The sequence below is a fragment of the Aquipseudomonas alcaligenes NBRC 14159 genome (assembly GCF_000467105.1).
Taxonomy (GTDB): Bacteria; Pseudomonadota; Gammaproteobacteria; order Pseudomonadales; family Pseudomonadaceae; genus Aquipseudomonas; species Aquipseudomonas alcaligenes.
On record NZ_BATI01000036.1, the window covers coordinates 41,328 to 60,245 of the forward strand.

The following is an 18,918-nucleotide window of genomic DNA, read 5'->3' on the forward strand; positions in this document are numbered from 1 at the left end:
AGGAGAGCATGGATGTCCGGTAAACCCGCCGCCCGCCTGGGCGACCCCACCGCCTGCCCGGTTCCCGGCCACGGCACCAACCCCATCGCTGTCGGCTCGCCCAACGTGCTGTTCGACAGCCTGCCGGCGGCCCGCCAGGGCGATGCCTCTGCCTGCGGCGGCGCGCTGTCGGGCAATGTAATCCCGACCGTGCTGATCAATGGCAAGCCGGCAACCACCATTGGCACCGTGGGTAACCACGGCAATGTGGTGGTGGCAGGGTCGGGGACGGTGTTGATTGGCACCAGTGGTGGCGGAGCGACGATAGGCCCGGTCGCCCCGGTGTCCTTTGTCGCCAGCGCCGTGGCGGCAATTGTCGACGCACTTGTTCCGGGCGCCGAAGCCGCCGAGCAGAAGAGCGAGGCGCTGGACTACCGACTGGAGCTGAAGTCCGACGGCAATCGCATCCTCACTCCGCTGGAGATTCCCGACTACGCCGAGCTGGCCAGCGGCACCACGAAGAGTCGGGAAACCATCGATTTCCTGGTCATCAACCGCGAGCAACCCGCCGACAGCCTGACCCTGGAAGTGCTGGACGGCAGCACGCTGATCTATGCCGAAGCCGATACCGCCAAGCTGCTGCCCACCGGCGAACACCCCTGGCAATGGGACGGCTACAGCCTCGCCGGCGTCCTCGATACCAAGGTGCTCAAGAGTGCCGCGCTCAAGGTGCGCCTGACTGCGGTCAAGGGTGGCCTGCAGCAGATCATGGAGCTTCCGCTGGCCAATAAAAGCGAGGAAGTGGACTGGGTAGATGCGCGGGTCGATCAGAATGCCAAGACTGTCGAAGTCACTGTACGCCCAAGTTTCTCCGACGGCGGCATCAAGGATCAGAACAGCAATCTCACACCACTGGCATATCCAGCGTTGGAAGCTCAGGCCAAGAGAGGGATTGAGCATTACTGGTCTCGCAATGGTACGCGTACCCAAGGCATCGCCAGCGGCATCAATACCAGCAATGGACTTTATCGCTGTACGGTACAGGCGGACATTAATGCAAAACCTTCCGCCAAGAATTTTCCGCTTACCGAGAATTTAACCGTAGATGGCGGCCGGTCAACCAGCCTTGGAGGCTTCAGAGTTATCCACCACAACTTCGGATACTGGTCAGTACGCAGATACCCTACGTTTTTCGCCGATGAAGAGTTCATGCACACCGCGGCCCATGAATTCGGTCATTTGGTTCTTAATGAATATGGTGACGGCGGCCTGATACCACATTATTCATGGAGCCATAAAGATACTTCCACCGTTTTGACTCAAAACAGAAAAGACAACCACTACATTTCAGCTACCGGGGAGCTGGATGTGATGCATTACTTCACCGAGGACCCAGTTGGAGAAGCTGCCTGGCTGGATTTCTGGGATAGATCATCCATCTCCGAGCAGGATGTCAAAGGCCTGCTTTGGCTAAGCCGAGTAGAGTTCAATGACTAGAACACTAGGCATATTCGCGACCATGCTTATGACTGGCTGCACAGCCCAGGAAAAGTACGTCTTTATCGTAGATTTTTACAATGAATGCTCATACACAGTTAGCATTGACGTTAATGAATACTCGAATGCCAAGACACCTCTGCATCTTGTCAAAACACTGCAGCCAGGCGAATCCACAGAGGTGCTTTCTTATATCTCTTTTAGCGATGATTTGATCAGTGGTTTTCCGGATACCTACAAACTGGAAATATCGGCGAACCAGAAGAAGATAACACTGAAAAAGCCCGAATTTATCGCCGCTCTTGAAGAGTCCTCGATTGGCGAACCAGGAAATACCGTTGATATCTGGAAGATATCTTCAGATCAACTATGTCCATAAGTACGAAAGTTGCCTATCTGCTCATGACGGCTTTAACTCTTAGCGCCTGCGTACCCTACCCGCACTCGGTAACCCGCAACCCGGCCATCGAGGGTCGCGTGTTGTCCGCCGAAACAGGGCAGGCAGTGGCGGACGCCAGGATTGAGCTGGATATCAGCAGCGACGAGTCCTGGCGCTACGAAACCCGCAGCGATGCCGAAGGCCGTTTCGCCTTCGCCGAACACCGTGACTATCGCCTGTACGCCCTGCTGGCCGATGGGCCGCAATGCTGGACCACGCTGTCGATCAGCGCCCCCGGTTATCACGCCCGCCGTTGCATGTGGACGAGCACCTATTGGTGCTCGTCAGAACCAATGAAGCTGCCGCGTCTGACGTTGCAGCCGGAATACATCGGGTCCCCCGAAGAAGAGACGCCTGACAACCTCTGGCGCTGCATCGAATCGGCCAAGGAGCAGGCCCACTAATGTCCTTCAACCACCACTATCAGAGCGAACTCTCCGCCCTGCGCCAACTGGGCAAGCGCTTCTCCGAGCGCAGCCCGGCGCTGGCGCCGTTCCTCGGCCAGGCCGGGCGTGATCCGGATGTCGAGCGCCTGCTGGAAGGCTTCGCCTTTCTTACCGGGCGTCTGCGGCAGAAGCTCGACGACGAACTGCCGGAGCTGACCCATTCGCTGATGCACCTGCTGTGGCCCAACTACATGCGCCCGCTGCCGGCCTTCAGCATGCTGCAGTTCGACCCGCTCAAGCGCCCCGGCCCGGCCCTTTCGGTGCCGCGCCATACGCCGGTGGAAGCCAAAGCCATCGAAGGCGTGACCTGCCGCTTCCGCACCGCCTATGCCTCGGAAGTGCTGCCGCTGGCGCTGAACGGCCTGGACTATTCGGTGAAGGGCGACGGCGCGCTGCTCAGCCTGCGCCTGGGCATGAGCGCCGACGGCCATCTCGGCGAGGTCGGCCTGAGCACCCTGCGCCTGCACCTGGCCGGCGAGCGCTATATCGCCCAACTGCTCTACCTCGGCCTGTTGCGCCACCTCGGCGGTCTGCAGCTGGTGCTGCTGGATGGCGAGGGCCAGCCGCTGACCGGCGAACAGGGCCTGCCGCTGCCGGCCATCGGCCTGCCAGCGAACCAGGTCGAGGCGGTCGGTTTCAGCGAAGACCACGCGCTGATCCCCTACCCGCACAACACCTTCCGCGGCTATCGCCACCTGCAGGAATACTTCGCCTTCCAGGACAAGTTCCTGTTCGTCGAGCTCAAGGGCCTGGACGCGCTGCAGCGCCAGCCGGCCGAGGTGCTGGAACGTGCCCGCGGCCTGGAGCTGCGCTTCGATATCCGCAAGACCGGCCTGCAGCGCATCCGCCCGACCCTGGATAACGTGCGCCTGTACTGCACGCCGGTGGTCAATCTGTTCGCCCACGACGCCATCCCGATCCGCCTGGACGGCAAGCAGGACCAGTACCTGCTGCTGCCGGCCGAACTCGACCCGCAGCACTGCGGGGTGTTCTCGGTGGACCGGGTGACCGGCTGGAAACCGGGTGGCATGGGCTACGAGGAATACGTGCCGTTCGAGTCGTTCGAGCACGACAGCAGCTTCGACCAACCGCGCGCCCGTCCGCACTACAGCGTACGCCAGCAGCCGTCGCTGCTCGGCGACGGCCTGGAGACCTGGCTGAGCTTCGGCGCGCGCAACGGCGATGCCCAGGAGACCCTGTCGATCGAGCTGACCTGCACCAACCAGAGCCTGGCGCGCCAGCTCAAGCCGGGCGATATCTGCCTACCCAGCGAAGACACCCCGGAGTTCCTCAGCTTCCGCAATATCGGCACGGTGACGCCGAGCTATGCGCCGCCACTGCACCGCGACTATCTGTGGAAGCTGATTTCCAACATGTCGCTGAACTACCTGTCGCTGGCCGACGTCGAGGCGCTCAAGGTCATCCTCGAAACCTACGACCTGCCGCGCCACTACGACCAGCACGCGCTCAAGGTCAGCCAGCGCATGCTCGGCGGCCTGAAGAAGATCGCCCACCAGCACGTCGACCGCCTGCATCGCGGCCTGCCGATTCGCGGCGTGCGCACCGAACTGACCATGGACCAGGACGGCTACCTGGGCGAAGGGGACCTGTTCCTGTTCGCCTCGGTGCTCAATGAATTCTTCGCCCTCTACGCCAGCCTCAACAGCTACCACGAGCTGCGCGTACAGAGCACACAGGGAGAGGTGTACCAATGGACGCCGCGCATGGGGCAGCAGCCCCTGCTCTGAGCAAACTCAGCTCCGGCATCCGCGAGTACAGCCTGTTCCAGGGCGTGCTGCGGGTGCTGGACCGCCTGCGCGCCGCCCATCCCGAGCTGGATGAGGAGGCGCTGTACGAGCGCCTGGAATTCCAGGCCAACCCCAGCCTGGGCTTCCCCGGCAGCGACACCGATCGCCTGGAGTTCTTCGAGGAGCACGGCGAGCTGCGCGCGCGCCTGCGCATCAACCTGGTCGGCCTGTTCGGCGCCGGCTCGCCACTGCCGGCGTTCTACAGCGAGCAGGCCCTGGGCGACGGCCCGGACGGCAACACCACCCGAGACTTCCTCGACCTGTTCAACGATCGCCTGCAGCGCCTGCTCCTGCCGATCTGGCGCAAGTACCGCTACTACGCGCACTACGAAAGCGGCGCCCGTGACCTGTTCTCCGCGCGCCTGTTCGCCCTGATCGGCCTCGGCGGCGAGCGCCTGCGCGCCGCCGAGGACCTCAACTGGCGGCGCCTGCTGCCCTACCTCGGCCTGCTCAGCCTGCGCGCCCACTCGGCGGCGCTGGTCGAGTCGGTGCTGCGTTACTACTTCAAGCACGCCGACCTGCGCATCGAGCAGTGCGTCGAGCGCCGCGTCGAGATCATCGCCGAGCAGCGCAACCGCCTCGGCCTGGCCAACAGCCAGCTGGGCGAAAGCCTGGTGCTGGGCGACTCGGTGCGCGACCGCGGCGGCAAGTTCCGCATCCATATCCGCCAGCTGAGCTGGGCGCGCTTCCACGAATTCCTGCCGATCGGCAACGGCTACCAGCCGCTCTGCGCGCTGGTGCGCTTCACCCTGCGCGACCCGCTCGACTACGACATCCGCCTGGCCCTGCGCCACGAGGAAATCCGCGAGCTGCGCATCGGCGCGGACAACGTCTGCCACCTCGGCTGGACCTCCTGGCTCGGCCACGAACAGGCCGATGGTGTGGTCACCATCGGCAGCAAGACTCATTAAAGGACTGATGAAATGATCAACGTCGACCTTCAACAGCTGGTCCAGGCACTGGACGCCGAGACCCGCCGCGAACTGGAAGCCGCCGCCGAACGCTGCCTGCAGCGCGGTGGCAGCAAGATCCTGGTCGAAGACCTGCTGCTCGGCCTGCTGGAACGTCGCGACGGCCTGCTGGCCCGCGCCCTGCAGGACGCCGAGGTGGACGCCGGCGAGCTGGCCGCCACCCTGCAGCCACGCGGCGAGGCCAGCGAATCGCGCAACCCGGTGTTCTCCGCCGAGCTGGTGCAGTGGCTGCAGGACGCCCTGCTGGTGGCCAATCTGGAACTGGGCCAGAGCCAGATCGAACAGGCCGCACTGCTCCTCGCCCTGTTGCGCAATCCGCTGCGCTACGCCGGCAGCCGCTACCAGCCGCTGCTGGCGAAGATCGACGCCGAGCGCCTGCGCGACTTCGCCTTGAGCCAGCAACAGCCGAGCACGTCCGGCAAACCGGCCGCAGCCGGCGAATCCAACCTGCAGCGCTTTACCCACAACTTCACCCAGCGCGCCCGCGACGGCAAGCTCGACCCGGTGCTGTGCCGCGACGACGCGATCCGCCAGATGATCGACATCCTCGCCCGGCGGCGGAAGAACAACCCGATCGTGGTCGGCGAGGCCGGCGTGGGCAAGAGCGCGCTGGTCGAGGGCCTGGCCCTGCGCATCGCCGCCGGCGAAGTGCCGGACGTGCTGCGCGGCGTCGAGCTGTTCGGCCTGGACATGGGCCTGCTGCAGGCCGGCGCCAGCGTCAAAGGCGAGTTCGAGCGCCGCCTGCAGGGGGTGATCGACGAGGTGAAGGGTGCGGCCAAGCCGACCGTCCTGTTTATCGACGAAGCCCACACCCTGATCGGCGCCGGTGCCCAGGCCGGTGGCTCGGATGCCGCCAACCTGCTCAAGCCGGCCCTGGCTCGCGGCGAGCTGCGTACCATCGCCGCCACCACCTGGAGCGAATACAAGAAGTACTTCGAGAAGGACCCGGCCCTGGCCCGGCGCTTCCAGCCGGTGCAGCTGCACGAGCCGACCGTGAGCGAAGCGGTGACCATCCTGCGTGGCCTGGCCCCGATCTATGAAAAGAGCCACGGCATCTACCTGCGCGACGACGCGGTGGTGGCCGCCGCCGAGCTGTCCGCGCGCTACCTGGCCGGGCGCCAGCTGCCGGACAAGGCGGTCGACGTGCTGGATACCGCCTGCGCCCGCGTGCGCATCAGCCTGGCAGCCGCGCCGCAAGCGCTGGAGCGCCTGCGCGGTGAGCTGGCCGAAGGCGAGCGCCAGTCGCTGGCCCTGCGCCGCGACCTGGACGCCGGCCTGGCGGTGGACGAAGCCGCCCTGGCCGCGCTGGAACAGCGTTTGGTCGAGGCCGCGGAAGAACTGCAGCAGATCGAAGCGCGCTGGAGCGAACAGCGCCAGCTGGCCGAGCGCCTGCTCGACTTGCGCCAGCACTGCGCCCAGGCCCGCGCCGACGGCAGCGAGGAGCTGGCCACGCTGGAAAGCCAATTGCGTGAGCTGCAGGCCGAGCTGGCCAGGGCTCAGAGTGAGGAGCGCCTGGTCAGCTTCGAAGTCTGCCCGCGCCTGGTGGCCGAAGTGATCAGCCACTGGACCGGCGTGCCGCTGAGCCAGCTGGCGCGCGAACACAACGCCAAGGTGGCCAGCTTCGCCAACGACCTGCGCGCCCGCGTGCGCGGCCAGGAGCAGGCGGTGCAGGTGCTGGACCGCGCCATGCGCGCCGCCGCCGCCGGACTGAACAAGGACGACGCACCGGCCGGCGTGTTCCTCCTGGTCGGCCCCAGCGGCGTCGGCAAGACCGAGACCGCCCTGGCCCTGGCCGACCTGCTGTACGGCGGCGAGCGCTTCCTCACCACCATCAACATGTCCGAGTTCCAGGAGAAGCACACGGTCTCGCGGCTGATTGGCGCGCCGCCCGGCTACGTCGGCTACGGCGAGGGCGGCATGCTCACCGAGGCGGTGCGGCAGAAGCCCTACTCGGTGATCCTCCTCGACGAGGTGGAGAAGGCTGACCCGGACGTGATGAACGTCTTCTACCAGATCTTCGACAAGGGCGTGGCCAACGACGGCGAAGGCCGCGAGATCAACTTCCGCAACTGCCTGATCCTGCTCACCTCCAACCTGGCCAGCGAACGTATCGAGGCACTCTGCGCGAACGAACAGCGGCCGCCGGTGGAGCAGCTGGAAGAGGCGATTCGCCCGAGCCTCAGCCGCCACTTCAAGCCGGCCCTGCTGGCGCGCATGCGCGTGGTGCCCTACTACCCGGTGGCCGGCAGCGTGTTGCGCGAGCTGATCGAGCTCAAGCTGCAACGCCTGGCCCAGCGCCTGGACAAGCGCCGCCTGCAGTTCAGCCACAGCCCGGCGCTGCTCGAGCACCTGGCCGAGCGCTGCGCCAGCGGCGAGAGCGGCGCGCGGCTGATCGACCAGCTGCTGGAGCAGAGCCTGCTGCCGCGCATCGCCGACCGCCTGCTGGACGCCATGGCCAGCGGCGAGCCGATTACCCGCGTACACGCCACCCTGGACGGTGAAGGAGCACTGGCCTGTGAATTTGCCTGAACGCTCGCTTGAGAAAGTGCCGCTGCTGGGGCACATCAGCCAGCCGCTGGCCTATGCCGAACAGCTGCTGCAGCAGTTCACCCAGCTGGCCCGCCTGGCCAGCGCCGCGCAGTTGCCGATGGCCCTGGCCGAGGCAGCCGCGCAGCTGTCCGGCTGCCGCCTGGCCCAGCTGTACCTGCTGGACAGCACCCACACGCGCCTGACCCTGGCCGCCGAGTGGCTGGACGGTCAGGCCGCCGAGCACGAAGCCAGCATGCCCAGCGACTACGACGGCGAGCAGCTGCTGCAGTACTGCCTGTGCCAGAACCGTCGCCTGAGCCTGGCCAACCTCGACCCCAGCCTGCACGAGACCAGCTTCCTGCCGGCCATCGACAAGCCCTGGCGCAGCCTGCTGTGCCTGCCGCTGCAGGACGAGCAGGCGCGCGTCAACGGCCTGCTGCTGGTGGCCAGCAGCAGCACCCGCGACCTCGACGTCTTCGCTGCCTCGCTGGCCAGCCTGGGCGCCTTCGCCCTGGCCCAGCACCAGCTGCTGCAGCGCCTGCGCGCCCCCAAGACAGTGGCGCCGGAAGCGCCCAGCCCGGCGCTGCGCAGCGATTACGGCCTGATCGGTAGCAGCCCGGCCATGCGCGGCGTGTACCAGCTGATCGGCAAGGTGCTGCACAACCCCACCAGCGTGCTGCTGACCGGCGAGACCGGCACCGGCAAGGAACTGGTCGCCCGCGCCATCCATGACTGCGGCTTCCGCCGCAGCCAGGCGTTCATCGTGCAGAACTGCGCGTCGCTGCCGGAAAACCTGCTGGAGAGCGAGCTGTTCGGCTATCGCAAGGGCGCCTTCACCGGCGCCGACCGCGACCGCAAGGGCCTGTTCGATGCAGCCGACGGCGGCACCCTGTTCCTCGACGAGATCGGCGACATGCCGCTGCCGCTGCAGGCCAAGCTGCTGCGCGTGCTGCAGGAAGGCGAGGTGCGCCCGCTGGGCAGCACGCAGACGCACAAGGTCGACGTGCGCATCATCGCCGCCACCCACCGCGACCTGCGCGCGCTGGTCGAGGAAGGGCGCTTCCGCGAGGACCTGTTCTATCGCCTGTCGCACTTCCCCATCGAGCTGCCGCCGCTGCGCGCCCGCGCCGAGGACATCCTGCAACTGGCCCGGCACTTCGCCACCGAAGCCGCTTGCTTCCTGCAGCGCGATGACTATCGCTGGTCCGAGGCGGCGCTGGACCACCTGGCCGGCTACGCCTTCCCCGGCAACGTGCGCGAGCTGAAAGGCCTGATCGCCCGCGCCGTGCTGCTGTGCGAAGGCGGCGAGCTGCTGCCCGAGCACTTCAACCTGCAGCCGACCAGCCAGGTCGAGGACAGCGGCATGAACCTGCGCGAACGCCTGGAACAGGTCGAACGCAACCTGCTGCTCGACTGCCTGCGCAAGAACCGCGGCAACCAGAGCCAGGCCGCCCGCGAACTGGGCCTGCCGCGGCGCACCCTGCTGTACCGCATGGACCGGCTGAATATCAGCCCGGCCGATGTTTAAGGAAGAACGACCATGAAGGCCAAAGACATTCTGTTTCTGCTGACCCTGGAGCCGCTGGTTTCCAGCGGCCGCATCGGGCGCCTCAAGTACCTGCTGCTCTCGATATGGAGCTGGTTTTCGTTCGCTCCGCTTGTTGTTGTCGACCAGCTTCCCTTCTCCTGGGCAGACGCTGCTTGCGATGTGTTCGCCGCTCTTGGCTTGTTCTATGTCTTTGCCGCCCACCTCTGTCTCGGGATCCGCCGCCTGCATGACATGGGCTTCAACGGCGCAATGATCTTGATAACCGCACTCTGGCCTCTGCTAGTGAGCTGGCCCGGACAAGACCGTGAGAACGAATACGGGCCGCAACCAAGGTCAGTGATCGCTTGAGTCCAGAAACTTCATTAACCGCCCGTGGAGAACCCGCGATGTCCCACCGCCTTCTGACCGCCACCCTGCTCGCCGCCCTGCTCGGCCTCGCCGGCTGCAACGGCAACTACAAGTCCAGCGACGACGAGTACCGCCCGCTGGGCGATCCGCACGCGCAGCAGCAGCGCGACGACTGACCCCAAGGAGCCCCTACCATGGAACTGGTATTCGACATCGTCAGCGCCCAGCAATACGCCCCGGGTCTGCTGACCAGCAAGAGCTTCAAGAAGGCCGGCGGCGTGATCGGTCGCGGCGAGGACTGCGACTGGGCCATCCCGGACAGCAAGCGCATCCTCTCCGGGCGCCACGCCCAGGTCAGCTACGTCGACGGGCACTTCTACCTGACCGACACCAGCAGCAATGGCGTGACCCTCAAGGACAGCGGCGCCCGCCTGCCCAAGGGCGAGCCGCAGCGCATCGAGCACGGCAGCGTCTACTGCCTCGGCGAACTGGAGATCCGCGCCCGCGTGCTGCAGGACCCGGCGCAGTTCGAGGACAGCATCGGCCAGGTGCAGCACGCCGGCAGCATCATCCCCGACGACGCCTTCCTCGACCTCGACCCGATCGCCGCCCTGCAGCAGCGCCCGCGTGGCTACAGCCAGCTGGACGAGTTCGCCGGTCTGGTACAGGCCCCGGAAGAGGAGCAGGCGCGCACCCAGTACGCGCGCATCGACATGGAAAGCCTGCTGCTGCCCGAGCTGGTAGCCGAGGCCACGCCGGAGCCGGTCGTGACACCGCGCCCGCAGCCGCGCGCCATGCCCATTCCAGTCGCCGAGCCGCTGGCCGAAGGTTTCTGGCAGCGCTTCGGCGACGCCCTCGGGGTGAAACTCGATGACCTCGACGCCGAGGCCCGCGAGGCCCTGGCCGTGCAGGCCGCGCGCCTGCTCAAGCAGAGCGTGGCCGGCCTGCAGCAGAGCCTGCGCACCCGCAGCGAGCTGAAGAACGAGCTGCGCCTGGCCCTGACCACCGTGCAGAGCGCCGGCAACAACCCGCTCAAGCAGGTCGGCGATGCCGGCGAGGCGCTGAGCGCCCTGCTGCGCGGCAACAAGCCCGGCGCGCTGCCGGCCGAGCAGGCCGTGGGTCGCGCCTACCGCGACCTGCAGGCGCACCAGGTGGCGCTGTATGCCGCCAGCCGCACGGCGGTGCAGGGCCTGTTCGAGCAGTTTGCGCCGGAGCAGCTGTGCCTGCGTTTCGAGCAGGAACGCAAGCCGCTGCTGGCCACCTCGGGCAGCCGCTGGCGCGCCTACCAGCGCCACTTCCGCGCGCTGCAGAAGGACGACGACTGGAGCCAGCGCCTGTTCGCCCGTGACTTCGCCAAGACCTACGAAGAGCAGGTACGCCTGATCGCCACCCTCAACACCGATTACCAGCCTTCCTGAAGAAGCAAAGGATGAATGCCATGCGCCGTCTTATCAGCCTGAGCCTGTTGTCTCTGTTCACCGCCCTGGGTGGCTGCGCCAGCCTGTCGCCCTACTCCGACACCACCAAGCTCGACCTCAAGCTGCAGGCCAGCGAAGAGCTCAACCCGGACCTGCGCGGCCGCCCGTCGCCGATCGTGGTGCGCCTGCTGGAGCTGAAGAACCCCTCGTCGTTCAACAACGCCGACTTCTTCTCCCTATACCAGCGGCCCAAGGAATCGCTGATGCCCGACCTGGTCAGCTTCGAGGAAATGGAAGTGCGCCCCGGCGAGGCGCGCGAGCTGAAACTCTCGGTACAACCGGGCAGCCGCTACGTCGGCGTGGTCGCGGCCTACCGCGACCTGCCGGAAGCCAACTGGCGCTACGTCGTCAGCCTGGAAGAGGGCGAGATCAACCAGGCCGGCGTGATGCTCGGCGAACGCGGCCTCGAACCGCTCAAGCAAGAGGACTGAGCAATGGAAATGCTCAAGGTTGTCTGGCAGGAAGGGATGCTCCTGCGCCCACAGCACTTCCAGCAGAACGATCGCTACTTCGAGCACCAGCTCAAGTCGCGCTCGCGCCTGCAGGACATCTATCCCTGGGGCTTCTTCAGCCTGGAGATCGACCGCCAGTTCCTCGGCATGGGCAAGCTGGTGCTCAGCCAGGCCAGCGGCGTGCTGCCCGATGGCAGCCTGTTCGAGCTGGACGCCAGCCGCGACCCGCTGGCCCTGGACGTGCCGCCGAATACCGCGGCCACCCCGGTGTACCTGGCCCTGCCGCTGGTCACCGGCAACCATATCGAGAGCCGCCGCGCCGAGCAGCAGGACGTGCTGGCGCGCTACCGCGCCCATGAACTGGAAGTGGCCGACTCCAACGCCGGCGACGTCACCGTCAGCCAGGTCAGCTGCGGCCGCCCGGACTTCCGCCTGCTGCTCGGCGAGCAGCAGAACGACCAGGCCTTCGTGAAACTGAAGGTGGCGGAAATCTTCGACACCAGCCCGGACGGGGTGATCAGCCTCGACCCGGAATTCAGCCCGACCTTCCTGCACACCCAGGCCTCCAGCTACCTGCTGTCCTGCCTCAAGGAAGTGATCAGCCTGCTCGGCCACCGCGGCGACATCCTCGCCGAACGGGTGCGCGCCGCCGGCAAGCTGGGCAATACCGAAGTCGGCGATTTCCTCATGCTGCAGCTGGTCAACCGCTACGAGCCACAGCTGCGCCACTACCTCAGCCTGGAGCAGATGCACCCGGAGCTGCTGTACCGCGAGCTGGTCGGCCTGCTCGGCGAGCTGGCCACCTTCGCCGCCGACCACAAGCGCCCGCGCCTGGACGGCCGCTACCTGCACAACGACCAGGCCGGCAGCTTCCGCAAGCTGATGGAGGCGTTGCGCCAGGTGCTGTCCATGGTGCTGGAACAGCACGCCATCGAGCTGCCGCTTCAGCAGCGCCAGTACGGCATCCAGGTCTCGCCGCTGCAGGATCACAAGCTGCTCGGCAGCGCCACCTTCATCCTCGCCGCCAATGCCCAGTGCGAATCCGAGGAGCTGCGCAAGCGTCTGCCAGCGCACCTGAAGATCGGCGCCGTGGAGCGCATCCGCCAGCTGGTCAACCTGCACCTGCCGGGGATCAAGGTGAAACCGCTGCCGGTGGCACCGCGGCAGATTCCGTTTCACGCCGGCAAGACCTACTTCGCCCTGGAGTTCAGCGCCGAGGAACTGGCGCAGCTGGAAAGCTCCGGCGGCTTTGCCTTCCACGTGTCCGGCGACTTCGCCGGGCTTGAACTGAAATTCTGGGCGATCAGGAGCTGAACATGATCAGGGAAGCACAGGACACCACCGTCGTCCTTAGCCGCCAGGGAGAAGGCGCCGCCCCGCGCGGCCCGCTCACCGACTTCAACGCGCCACGCTTCGAGCAGCTCGAAGAGCGCATGGTGCATGCCGCGCGCATGCGCCCGGCGGAAGTCTTCAACATCAGCTTCAACCCGCTGGTGGCCGCCAGCGCGCTGCTGCTCTCGGAAGTGGTGCGGCTGAAGACCTCGGCCGCCGCGGAGAACTTCGACGCGCTCAACGAACGCCTCAACGTGGCGATCAAGCTGTTCGAGCACCGCGCCCTGCAGGAAGGCATGGACGGCGGCCAGGTGATGGCGGCGCGCTACGTGCTGTGCACCGTGGTCGACGAGGCGGTGGTGACCACGCCCTGGGGCAACGAGAGCGCCTGGTCGCAGATGAGCCTGCTGTCGACCTTCCACAACGAGACCTTCGGCGGCGAGAAGTTCTTCCAGCTGCTCGAACACCTGTCGCGCAACCCGGTCAAGCACCTGGCCATGCTCGAGCTGATGTACATCTGCCTGTCGCTCGGCTTCGAGGGCAAGTACCGCGTGCTGCCGCGCGGCATGCTCGAACTGGAGGCGATCCGCGACAGCCTGTACCGGCAGATCCGCCAGTTGTGCGGCGACATCCCGCGTGAACTGTCGCCGCACTGGGAAGGCCTCAAGGATGGCCGCCGCCGGCTGGTACGCATCGTCCCCGGCTGGCTGGTGGCGGTGGCCACGGTGGCCGGCCTGGCGCTGCTCTACGCCGGCTTCAGCTGGGTGCTGCACGAGCAGCGCGGCACGGTACTGCAACCCTATCAGGCGGCCGAGGTCGCCCCGGCCCCCGCACACAGCAATCAGGGATGATCTGAGATGAAGGACTTTCTCAAGAAAACGGCGGCGTTGTTCCGCAAGACCTGGGTCTGGAGCCTGTGCCTGGTACTGGTGCTGGCCCTGCTGATCTGGTTCGTCGGCCCGCTGCTGGCAGTGGCCGACTCCAAGTTCTGGGAGCCGGCGGCCAGCCGCCTGGTCAGCATCAGCCTGCTGTTCCTCGTCTGGGGCCTGTTCATCGTGTTCATCAGCTGGCGCGCCAATCTGCGCAAGAAGGCCGAGGCGGACGACGTCGACGCCCAGGAGCGCCTGCGCCGCGAGGGCCTGATCAGCGAGGAGCAGGTGGAGCTGCGCGGCCGCTTCAAGCAGGCCTTGCGCACCCTGAAGACCTCCAGCCTGTACCGCGGGCGTAGCGAGAAGTGGCGCAACGAGCTGCCCTGGTACCTGCTGCTCGGCGCCGAGGGTAGCGGCAAGACCAGCCTGCTGGAATTCTCCGGCCTGGACTTCCCGCTGAACAAGGGCGACGAACGCCGCCTGACCAAGGACGTCGGCGGCACCCGCTACTGCGACTGGTATTTCGCCGACAACGCGGTGCTGATCGACACCGCCGGCCGCTACCTGACCCAGCCCGACGTGGCGGTCGACAGCCGCGCCTGGCACACCCTGCTGAGCCTGCTGCGCAAGCGCCGCGCGCGCCCGCTCAACGGCGTGCTGGCGAGCATCCCGGTGGATACCCTGCTGTACGCCAGCGAACTGGAGCTGGAGAACTTCGCCCGCCAGCTGCGCCAGCGCCTGCACGAGCTGCACGCCGAACTGCGCGCCGAGGTGCCGGTGTACCTGGTGCTGAGCAAGGCCGACAAGGTCATGGGCTTCGACGAGTTCTTCGACCAGCTCAGCCGCGAGGAAAGCGACCAGGTGCTCGGCGCCAGCTTCCGCAAGGGGCAGAACGCCACCGACGCCAGCGTGGTGCGCCAGGAGTTCGAAGAGCTGCTGCGCCGTCTCAACAGCCAGGTGATCATGCGCCTGCACCAGGAGCGCGACACCCAGCGCCGCGGCCGTATCCTCGACTTCCCGCACCAGCTCGGCCAGCTCGGCGAACGCCTGTGCCTGCTGGTGGAACTGGCCTTCAGCGGCAACCGCTACCAGCGCCCCAGCCACCTGCGCGGCTTCTACCTGACCAGCGCGCCGCAGCTGCAGGAGCTGCTCGACCCGAGCACCACCGGCATCGGTCGCAACCTCGGCCTGGCCGGCAGCAGCCTGCCGACCTACCGCAGCGGCCGCGCACGCTTCATCCACCAGCTGCTCAGCCGGGTGATCTTCCCCGAGGCCGAACTGGCCGGCCTGGACGACAAGGAAGTACGCCGCATCAACTGGCGCCAGCGTGGCCTGTATGCCGGCGCCGCCGCCTGCCTGGTGCTGTTCGGCCTACTCTGGGGCACCAGCTACTCGGCCAACCACGGTCGCCTGGAACAGCTGCGCGAGCTGGCCCTGCAGCTGACCCGCGAGGGCGAGGGCGTGAGCGCCCAGGACGAGGCCAAGCGCGTGCTGCCGCTGCTCGATGGCAGCCATGCCGCCACCCAGGTGTTCCCAACGCCGGGCGACGCCAGCCTGCTGGAGCGCGGCGGCCTGTACCAGGGCCCGGCCGTGCAGCCCGAGGTGCATGCCGCCTACCGTCGCAGCCTGGAGCAGGAACTGTTGCCGCGCGTGGCCCGCCAGCTGGAGGCGCAGATCCGCGCCAACCGCGACGACCGCGAGCTGCTGCTGGGCAGCCTGCGCGCCTACCTGATGCTCAACCTCGAGGAGCGCCGCGACCCGGCCTTCCTGCAGGACTGGCTGGCCGCCGACTGGTCGCTGCGCTACGCCGGTGACGAAGCGACGCAGAAGGGCCTGGGCGGCCACTTCCAGCGCCTGCTGAGCGAACCCTTTGCCGCCTACCCGCTTAACCAGACGCTGGTCGCCGAGGCGCGGCAGATCCTGCGTAGCGAGTCGCTGGCCGGCGTGGTCTACCGCATGCTCCGCGACCAGGCGCGCAGCCTGCCCGAGTACCGCATCGCCCAGGCCCTCGGCGCTCAGGCGCCGCTGCTGCTGGGCAGCGACTACGCCATTCCCGGCCTGTACACGCAGAAGGGCTACCAGCAGTTCTTCGTCGCCCAGGGCCTCGGCCTGGTGCGCGACATCCTCGAGGACAACTGGGTGCTGGGCGAAGGCAACCAGCTCAGCGACCAGGACCTCGGCCGCCTGATGGTGGAGCTGGAGCAGCTGTACTTCCGCGACTACGCCAACTACTGGGGCGAGGCCGTCGCCCAGCTGGGCCTGGAGCCGCTCGGCAACACCGCCCAGGGCATCACCACCCTCACCGCCCTGACCGCGGCCAACTCGCCGCTGCTGCAGGTGCTGGTGGAAGTACGCGACAACACCCGCTTCGACCTGCCGGCCGCCGCCGATCAGGTCGACGACCTGGCCGCCCAGGCCAAGCTCGGCAAGCAGGGCAAGCTGGCTGCGGCCGCCGCCGGCAAGGGCCTGGACGCCGTCGCCAAGAGCCTGCCGGACACCGCGCGCAAGGCCCTGCAACGGCGCTTCGAGCCGCTGCACCGGCTGCTCGACGACAACAGCGGCGCCGGCCCGGAACTGGCCGCCACCCTGCAGGCGCTGGATGCCCTGCAGCTGCAGCTGAGCGGTCTGGCCCATGCCAGCTCGCCGGAACAGGCTGCCTTCGAGATGGCCAAGGCGCGCATGCAGGGCCGCCCGGATGCGATCAACCAGGTCCGCGGTACTGCCGCGCGCCTGCCGCAACCGGTGGCCAACTGGCTGACCCTGCTGGCTGACGACAGCTGGCAGCTAGTGCTGAACGACGCCTATGGCTACCTGAACAAGCGCTACCGCCACGAGCTGTACGGCTTCTACAAGGAGTCGCTGTTCAAGCGCTACCCGTTCAGCGCCAAGAGCGACAGCGACGTGGCCATCGCCGACTTCCGCGAGTTCTTCAAGGCCGATGGTGTGGCCGATGCCTTCGTCGACCGCTACCTCAAGGCCTTCGTCAGTGACAGCGAGGGCAAGTACCAGCTGCGCCGCCTGGACGGCCAGGGCCTGCCACTGTCGCCGGTGTTCCTGGCGCAGATGAACCGCACCCAGGTGATCCGCCGCAGCTTCTTCGCCGAGAACCCGGCCGAGCCGCTGGTGCTGTTCAAGCTGGAACCCTTTGCCCTGGACTACAGCGTCAACCGCGCCGACTTCCAGTTTGGCGGCCAGCAGCTGGAATACCGCCACGGCCCGATCATCGCCAGCGCCTTCCGCTGGCCGGCCGAGGGCGAGAACGAGCGCAGCAGCCTGGTGCTGGAGGAACAGGGCGGCCGCCGCGTCGGCATCGGCAAGGACAGTGGCCCCTGGGCGCTGTTCCGCCTGCTCGACCAGATGCAGGTCGAACAGCACAGCGGGCGTGACGTGCTACTGCTCAAGGCCAACCTGAGCGGCCTGCAGGCCAAGTACCTGCTGCACAGCCAGCGCTCGCCGAACCCGTTCGACGCCAGCCTGCTGCGCCAGTTCAAGCTGCCGGCGACCCTCTGATGAAGGTCGCCCAACGCCTCTGGAGCAGTGCCGGGCGCACCGACACCGGCAAGGTGCGCGCGCGCAACGAGGACGCCTTCCTCGACCAGCCGCAGCAGGGCCTGTGGGTGGTCGCCGACGGCATGGGCGGCCACCAGGCCGGCGACCTGGCCAGCCGGCTGATCGTCGAGAGCCTGGCCGAGCTGCCCGCCGGGCTGGATTTCGAGGACCGTCTGGACGCCCTGCGCGACTGCCTGCACCGCCTCAATCGCCACCTCAGCCTGGGCCTGACCCTGACCGGCGAGACCCCCGACCTGCTGGTCGGCAGCACCGTGGTGGCGCTGCTCGCCGAGGGTAGCCGGGTGGCCTGCGTGTGGGCCGGCGACAGCCGCTGCTACCTGCTGCGCGGGCGCCAGCTGTTCCAGCTGAGCCGCGACCACTCGCTGCTGCAGCAACTGGTGGAGGAGCGCGGCATGAGCCCGGACGAAGCGGCACGCCAACCCGGCGCCCATGCCCTGACCCGGGCCATCGGCGCCGCCGAGGAGCTGCAGCTGGACATCCTCGAACTGGAGAGCCTGCCCGGCGACGTGTTCCTGCTGTGCAGCGACGGTCTCTACCAGGACCTCGACCACGACCTGCTGACCGCCGCGCTGCTGCGCCCCAGCCCACAGCTGGCGCTGCAACGCCTGTTCGAGCTGGCCCTGCTGGGGCCGGCGCGCGACAACCTGAGCGGCGTGGTGATCAACCGATGAATGCCGAAGCCAAGGTTGCCAGCGCCGACCTCACGGTGATGGCCGGGGCCACGCCGGCGCGTGCCGCGCGCCCGCTGCCGCGCGATCTGCCGGGCATTCTCTGCGGCCGCTACCAGATCGAACGCCTGCTCGGCGTCGGCGGCATGGGCGCGGTGTACCGTGCCCGCGACCTGCTGCGCGAGCAGTTCGGCGAGCCGCAACCCTGGGTGGCGCTGAAGACCCTCAGCGAGGACTTCGCCGAATACCCGGACGCCAGCGCCCTGCTCTACAGCGAGTTCGCCCTCACCGCACGGCTCAGCCACCGCAACCTGGTGCGCTTCTACAGCTTCGAAGTGGACCCGGCCTGCCAGCGCGCCTTCATCACCATGGAGCTACTCAAGGGCAACACCCTCGACCATGTGCTGCACCAGTACCCCAGCGGCCTACCCTGGGCCGAGGCGCAGCGCCTCGCCGTCAGCCTGCTCGAAGCACTGCGCTACGCCCACGACCAGGGCGTGCTGCACGGCGACCTCAAGCCGAGCAACCTGATGCTCGGCGACGACGACATCCGCCTGTTCGACTTCGGCCTCGGCCAGGCCCGCGAGGGCTTCCTCAAGGGCCTGCCACGCCTGGCGCGCAGCCGCTTCGCCGCCTGGACGCCGCGCTACGCCGCCCCGGAACTGCTCGACGGCGCCACCCTGAACGCCGCCGCCGACGTCTACGCCGTGGCCTGCGTGATCTACGAACTGTGCAGCGGCCAGCATCCTTTCCGCCGGCAAAGTGCTAAACAGGCGCAGGCAATGGAACTGCCACTGACGGCCCCCGCGGACCTGCCCCGCGCACTGTGGCCGGCCCTGCGCGCCGCGCTGGAATTCGACCCGGCCAAGCGCAGCAGCCTGCCCGATCTGCTGCGTGCCTTCCGCGCCCAGCGCCCGAGCGCGTCGCTGCTGACCCGCCTGCTGCGCCGCCCGGCCTGATTGCGCCTATCGACAAGGACGACC

16 protein-coding genes are annotated in these 18,918 nt (G+C 67.3%); all 16 read left to right on the forward strand.

Going from position 1 to position 18,918, the window contains the following annotated elements; genetic code table 11:
* Positions 1-12: 12 nt before the first annotated feature.
* The 16 genes from PA6_RS18230 to PA6_RS18300 all read left to right on the forward strand — a co-directional run bounded on the left by PA6_RS18230 (position 13) and on the right by PA6_RS18300 (position 18,894).
* Complete coding sequence (locus tag PA6_RS18230) at positions 13-1,476, forward strand: PAAR domain-containing protein (protein WP_021702435.1); 1,464 nt, start codon at positions 13-15, stop codon at positions 1,474-1,476.
* Positions 1,469-1,855: a hypothetical protein gene (locus tag PA6_RS23470; protein ID WP_021702436.1), complete on the forward strand. Its 387-nt coding sequence runs from the start codon at positions 1,469-1,471 to the stop codon at positions 1,853-1,855. The genes PA6_RS18230 and PA6_RS23470 overlap by 8 nt, the downstream gene beginning before the upstream one ends.
* 98 nt (positions 1,856-1,953) lie before the next feature.
* Entirely contained in the window at positions 1,954-2,319 is a 366-nt protein-coding gene (locus PA6_RS18235) for a carboxypeptidase-like regulatory domain-containing protein (RefSeq protein WP_147289546.1), read from the forward strand.
* Positions 2,319-4,109 (forward strand): type VI secretion system baseplate subunit TssF, encoded by a 1,791-nt coding sequence (gene tssF / locus PA6_RS18240; protein WP_021702438.1) that lies wholly within the window; start codon positions 2,319-2,321, stop codon positions 4,107-4,109. The genes PA6_RS18235 and tssF overlap by 1 nt, the downstream gene beginning before the upstream one ends.
* The gene (gene tssG / locus PA6_RS18245; RefSeq protein ID WP_021702439.1) at positions 4,073-5,080 is read left to right on the forward strand and encodes a type VI secretion system baseplate subunit TssG; all 1,008 of its coding nucleotides are present in this window, start codon (positions 4,073-4,075) and stop codon (positions 5,078-5,080) included. Before tssF ends, tssG begins: the two co-directional genes overlap by 37 nt.
* Positions 5,081-5,092: 12 nt before the next feature.
* On the forward strand, positions 5,093-7,669 hold the full coding sequence (tssH, locus tag PA6_RS18250) for a type VI secretion system ATPase TssH (protein ID WP_021702440.1): 2,577 nt from the start codon (positions 5,093-5,095) through the stop codon (positions 7,667-7,669).
* A 22-nt stretch (positions 7,670-7,691) separates the two neighbouring features.
* Positions 7,692-9,197 carry a sigma-54-dependent Fis family transcriptional regulator gene (locus PA6_RS18255; RefSeq protein WP_043217007.1) on the forward strand — a complete coding sequence of 502 codons (1,506 nt, stop codon included), beginning with the start codon at positions 7,692-7,694 and terminating at the stop codon, positions 9,195-9,197.
* Between the two features lie 12 nt (positions 9,198-9,209).
* Positions 9,210-9,566, forward strand: a complete 357-nt coding sequence (locus PA6_RS18260; protein ID WP_021702442.1) for a DUF805 domain-containing protein — start codon at positions 9,210-9,212, stop codon at positions 9,564-9,566.
* Positions 9,567-9,604: 38 nt separating this feature from the next.
* Entirely contained in the window at positions 9,605-9,742 is a 138-nt protein-coding gene (locus tag PA6_RS18265) for a hypothetical protein (RefSeq protein WP_021702443.1), read from the forward strand.
* A gap of 18 nt (positions 9,743-9,760) precedes the next feature.
* A complete protein-coding gene (gene tagH, locus PA6_RS18270; RefSeq protein WP_021702444.1) occupies positions 9,761-10,984 on the forward strand; it encodes a type VI secretion system-associated FHA domain protein TagH in 1,224 nt (407 codons plus the stop codon).
* 20 nt (positions 10,985-11,004) lie between these two features.
* Positions 11,005-11,475 carry a type VI secretion system lipoprotein TssJ gene (gene tssJ, locus PA6_RS18275; protein ID WP_043216985.1) on the forward strand — a complete coding sequence of 157 codons (471 nt, stop codon included), beginning with the start codon at positions 11,005-11,007 and terminating at the stop codon, positions 11,473-11,475.
* Positions 11,476-11,478: 3 nt separating this feature from the next.
* Positions 11,479-12,810: a type VI secretion system baseplate subunit TssK gene (gene tssK / locus PA6_RS18280; RefSeq protein ID WP_021702446.1), complete on the forward strand. Its 1,332-nt coding sequence runs from the start codon at positions 11,479-11,481 to the stop codon at positions 12,808-12,810.
* Positions 12,811-12,812: 2 nt separating this feature from the next.
* Positions 12,813-13,679: a type IVB secretion system protein IcmH/DotU gene (icmH, locus tag PA6_RS18285; protein WP_021702447.1), complete on the forward strand. Its 867-nt coding sequence runs from the start codon at positions 12,813-12,815 to the stop codon at positions 13,677-13,679.
* A gap of 6 nt (positions 13,680-13,685) precedes the next feature.
* Positions 13,686-17,207, forward strand: a complete 3,522-nt coding sequence (gene tssM, locus PA6_RS18290; RefSeq protein ID WP_021702448.1) for a type VI secretion system membrane subunit TssM — start codon at positions 13,686-13,688, stop codon at positions 17,205-17,207.
* Entirely contained in the window at positions 17,207-17,938 is a 732-nt protein-coding gene (locus PA6_RS18295) for a PP2C family protein-serine/threonine phosphatase (protein WP_021702449.1), read from the forward strand. The genes tssM and PA6_RS18295 overlap by 1 nt, the downstream gene beginning before the upstream one ends.
* Complete coding sequence (locus PA6_RS18300; protein ID WP_021702450.1) at positions 17,935-18,894, forward strand: serine/threonine-protein kinase; 960 nt, start codon at positions 17,935-17,937, stop codon at positions 18,892-18,894. The genes PA6_RS18295 and PA6_RS18300 overlap by 4 nt, the downstream gene beginning before the upstream one ends.
* Positions 18,895-18,918: the final 24 nt, after the last annotated feature.

Coding starts and splice junctions, on each gene's coding strand:
- PA6_RS18230 (WP_021702435.1), top strand. CDS start 13: ATGTCCGGTAAACCCGCCGCCCGCCTGGGCGACCCCACCGCCTGCCCG.
- PA6_RS23470 (WP_021702436.1), top strand. CDS start 1,469: ATGACTAGAACACTAGGCATATTCGCGACCATGCTTATGACTGGCTGC.
- tssF (WP_021702438.1), top strand. CDS start 2,319: ATGTCCTTCAACCACCACTATCAGAGCGAACTCTCCGCCCTGCGCCAA.
- tssG (WP_021702439.1), top strand. CDS start 4,073: ATGGACGCCGCGCATGGGGCAGCAGCCCCTGCTCTGAGCAAACTCAGC.
- tssH (WP_021702440.1), top strand. CDS start 5,093: ATGATCAACGTCGACCTTCAACAGCTGGTCCAGGCACTGGACGCCGAG.
- PA6_RS18260 (WP_021702442.1), top strand. CDS start 9,210: ATGAAGGCCAAAGACATTCTGTTTCTGCTGACCCTGGAGCCGCTGGTT.
- PA6_RS18265 (WP_021702443.1), top strand. CDS start 9,605: ATGTCCCACCGCCTTCTGACCGCCACCCTGCTCGCCGCCCTGCTCGGC.
- tagH (WP_021702444.1), top strand. CDS start 9,761: ATGGAACTGGTATTCGACATCGTCAGCGCCCAGCAATACGCCCCGGGT.
- tssJ (WP_043216985.1), top strand. CDS start 11,005: ATGCGCCGTCTTATCAGCCTGAGCCTGTTGTCTCTGTTCACCGCCCTG.
- tssK (WP_021702446.1), top strand. CDS start 11,479: ATGGAAATGCTCAAGGTTGTCTGGCAGGAAGGGATGCTCCTGCGCCCA.
- icmH (WP_021702447.1), top strand. CDS start 12,813: ATGATCAGGGAAGCACAGGACACCACCGTCGTCCTTAGCCGCCAGGGA.
- tssM (WP_021702448.1), top strand. CDS start 13,686: ATGAAGGACTTTCTCAAGAAAACGGCGGCGTTGTTCCGCAAGACCTGG.
- PA6_RS18295 (WP_021702449.1), top strand. CDS start 17,207: ATGAAGGTCGCCCAACGCCTCTGGAGCAGTGCCGGGCGCACCGACACC.
- PA6_RS18300 (WP_021702450.1), top strand. CDS start 17,935: ATGAATGCCGAAGCCAAGGTTGCCAGCGCCGACCTCACGGTGATGGCC.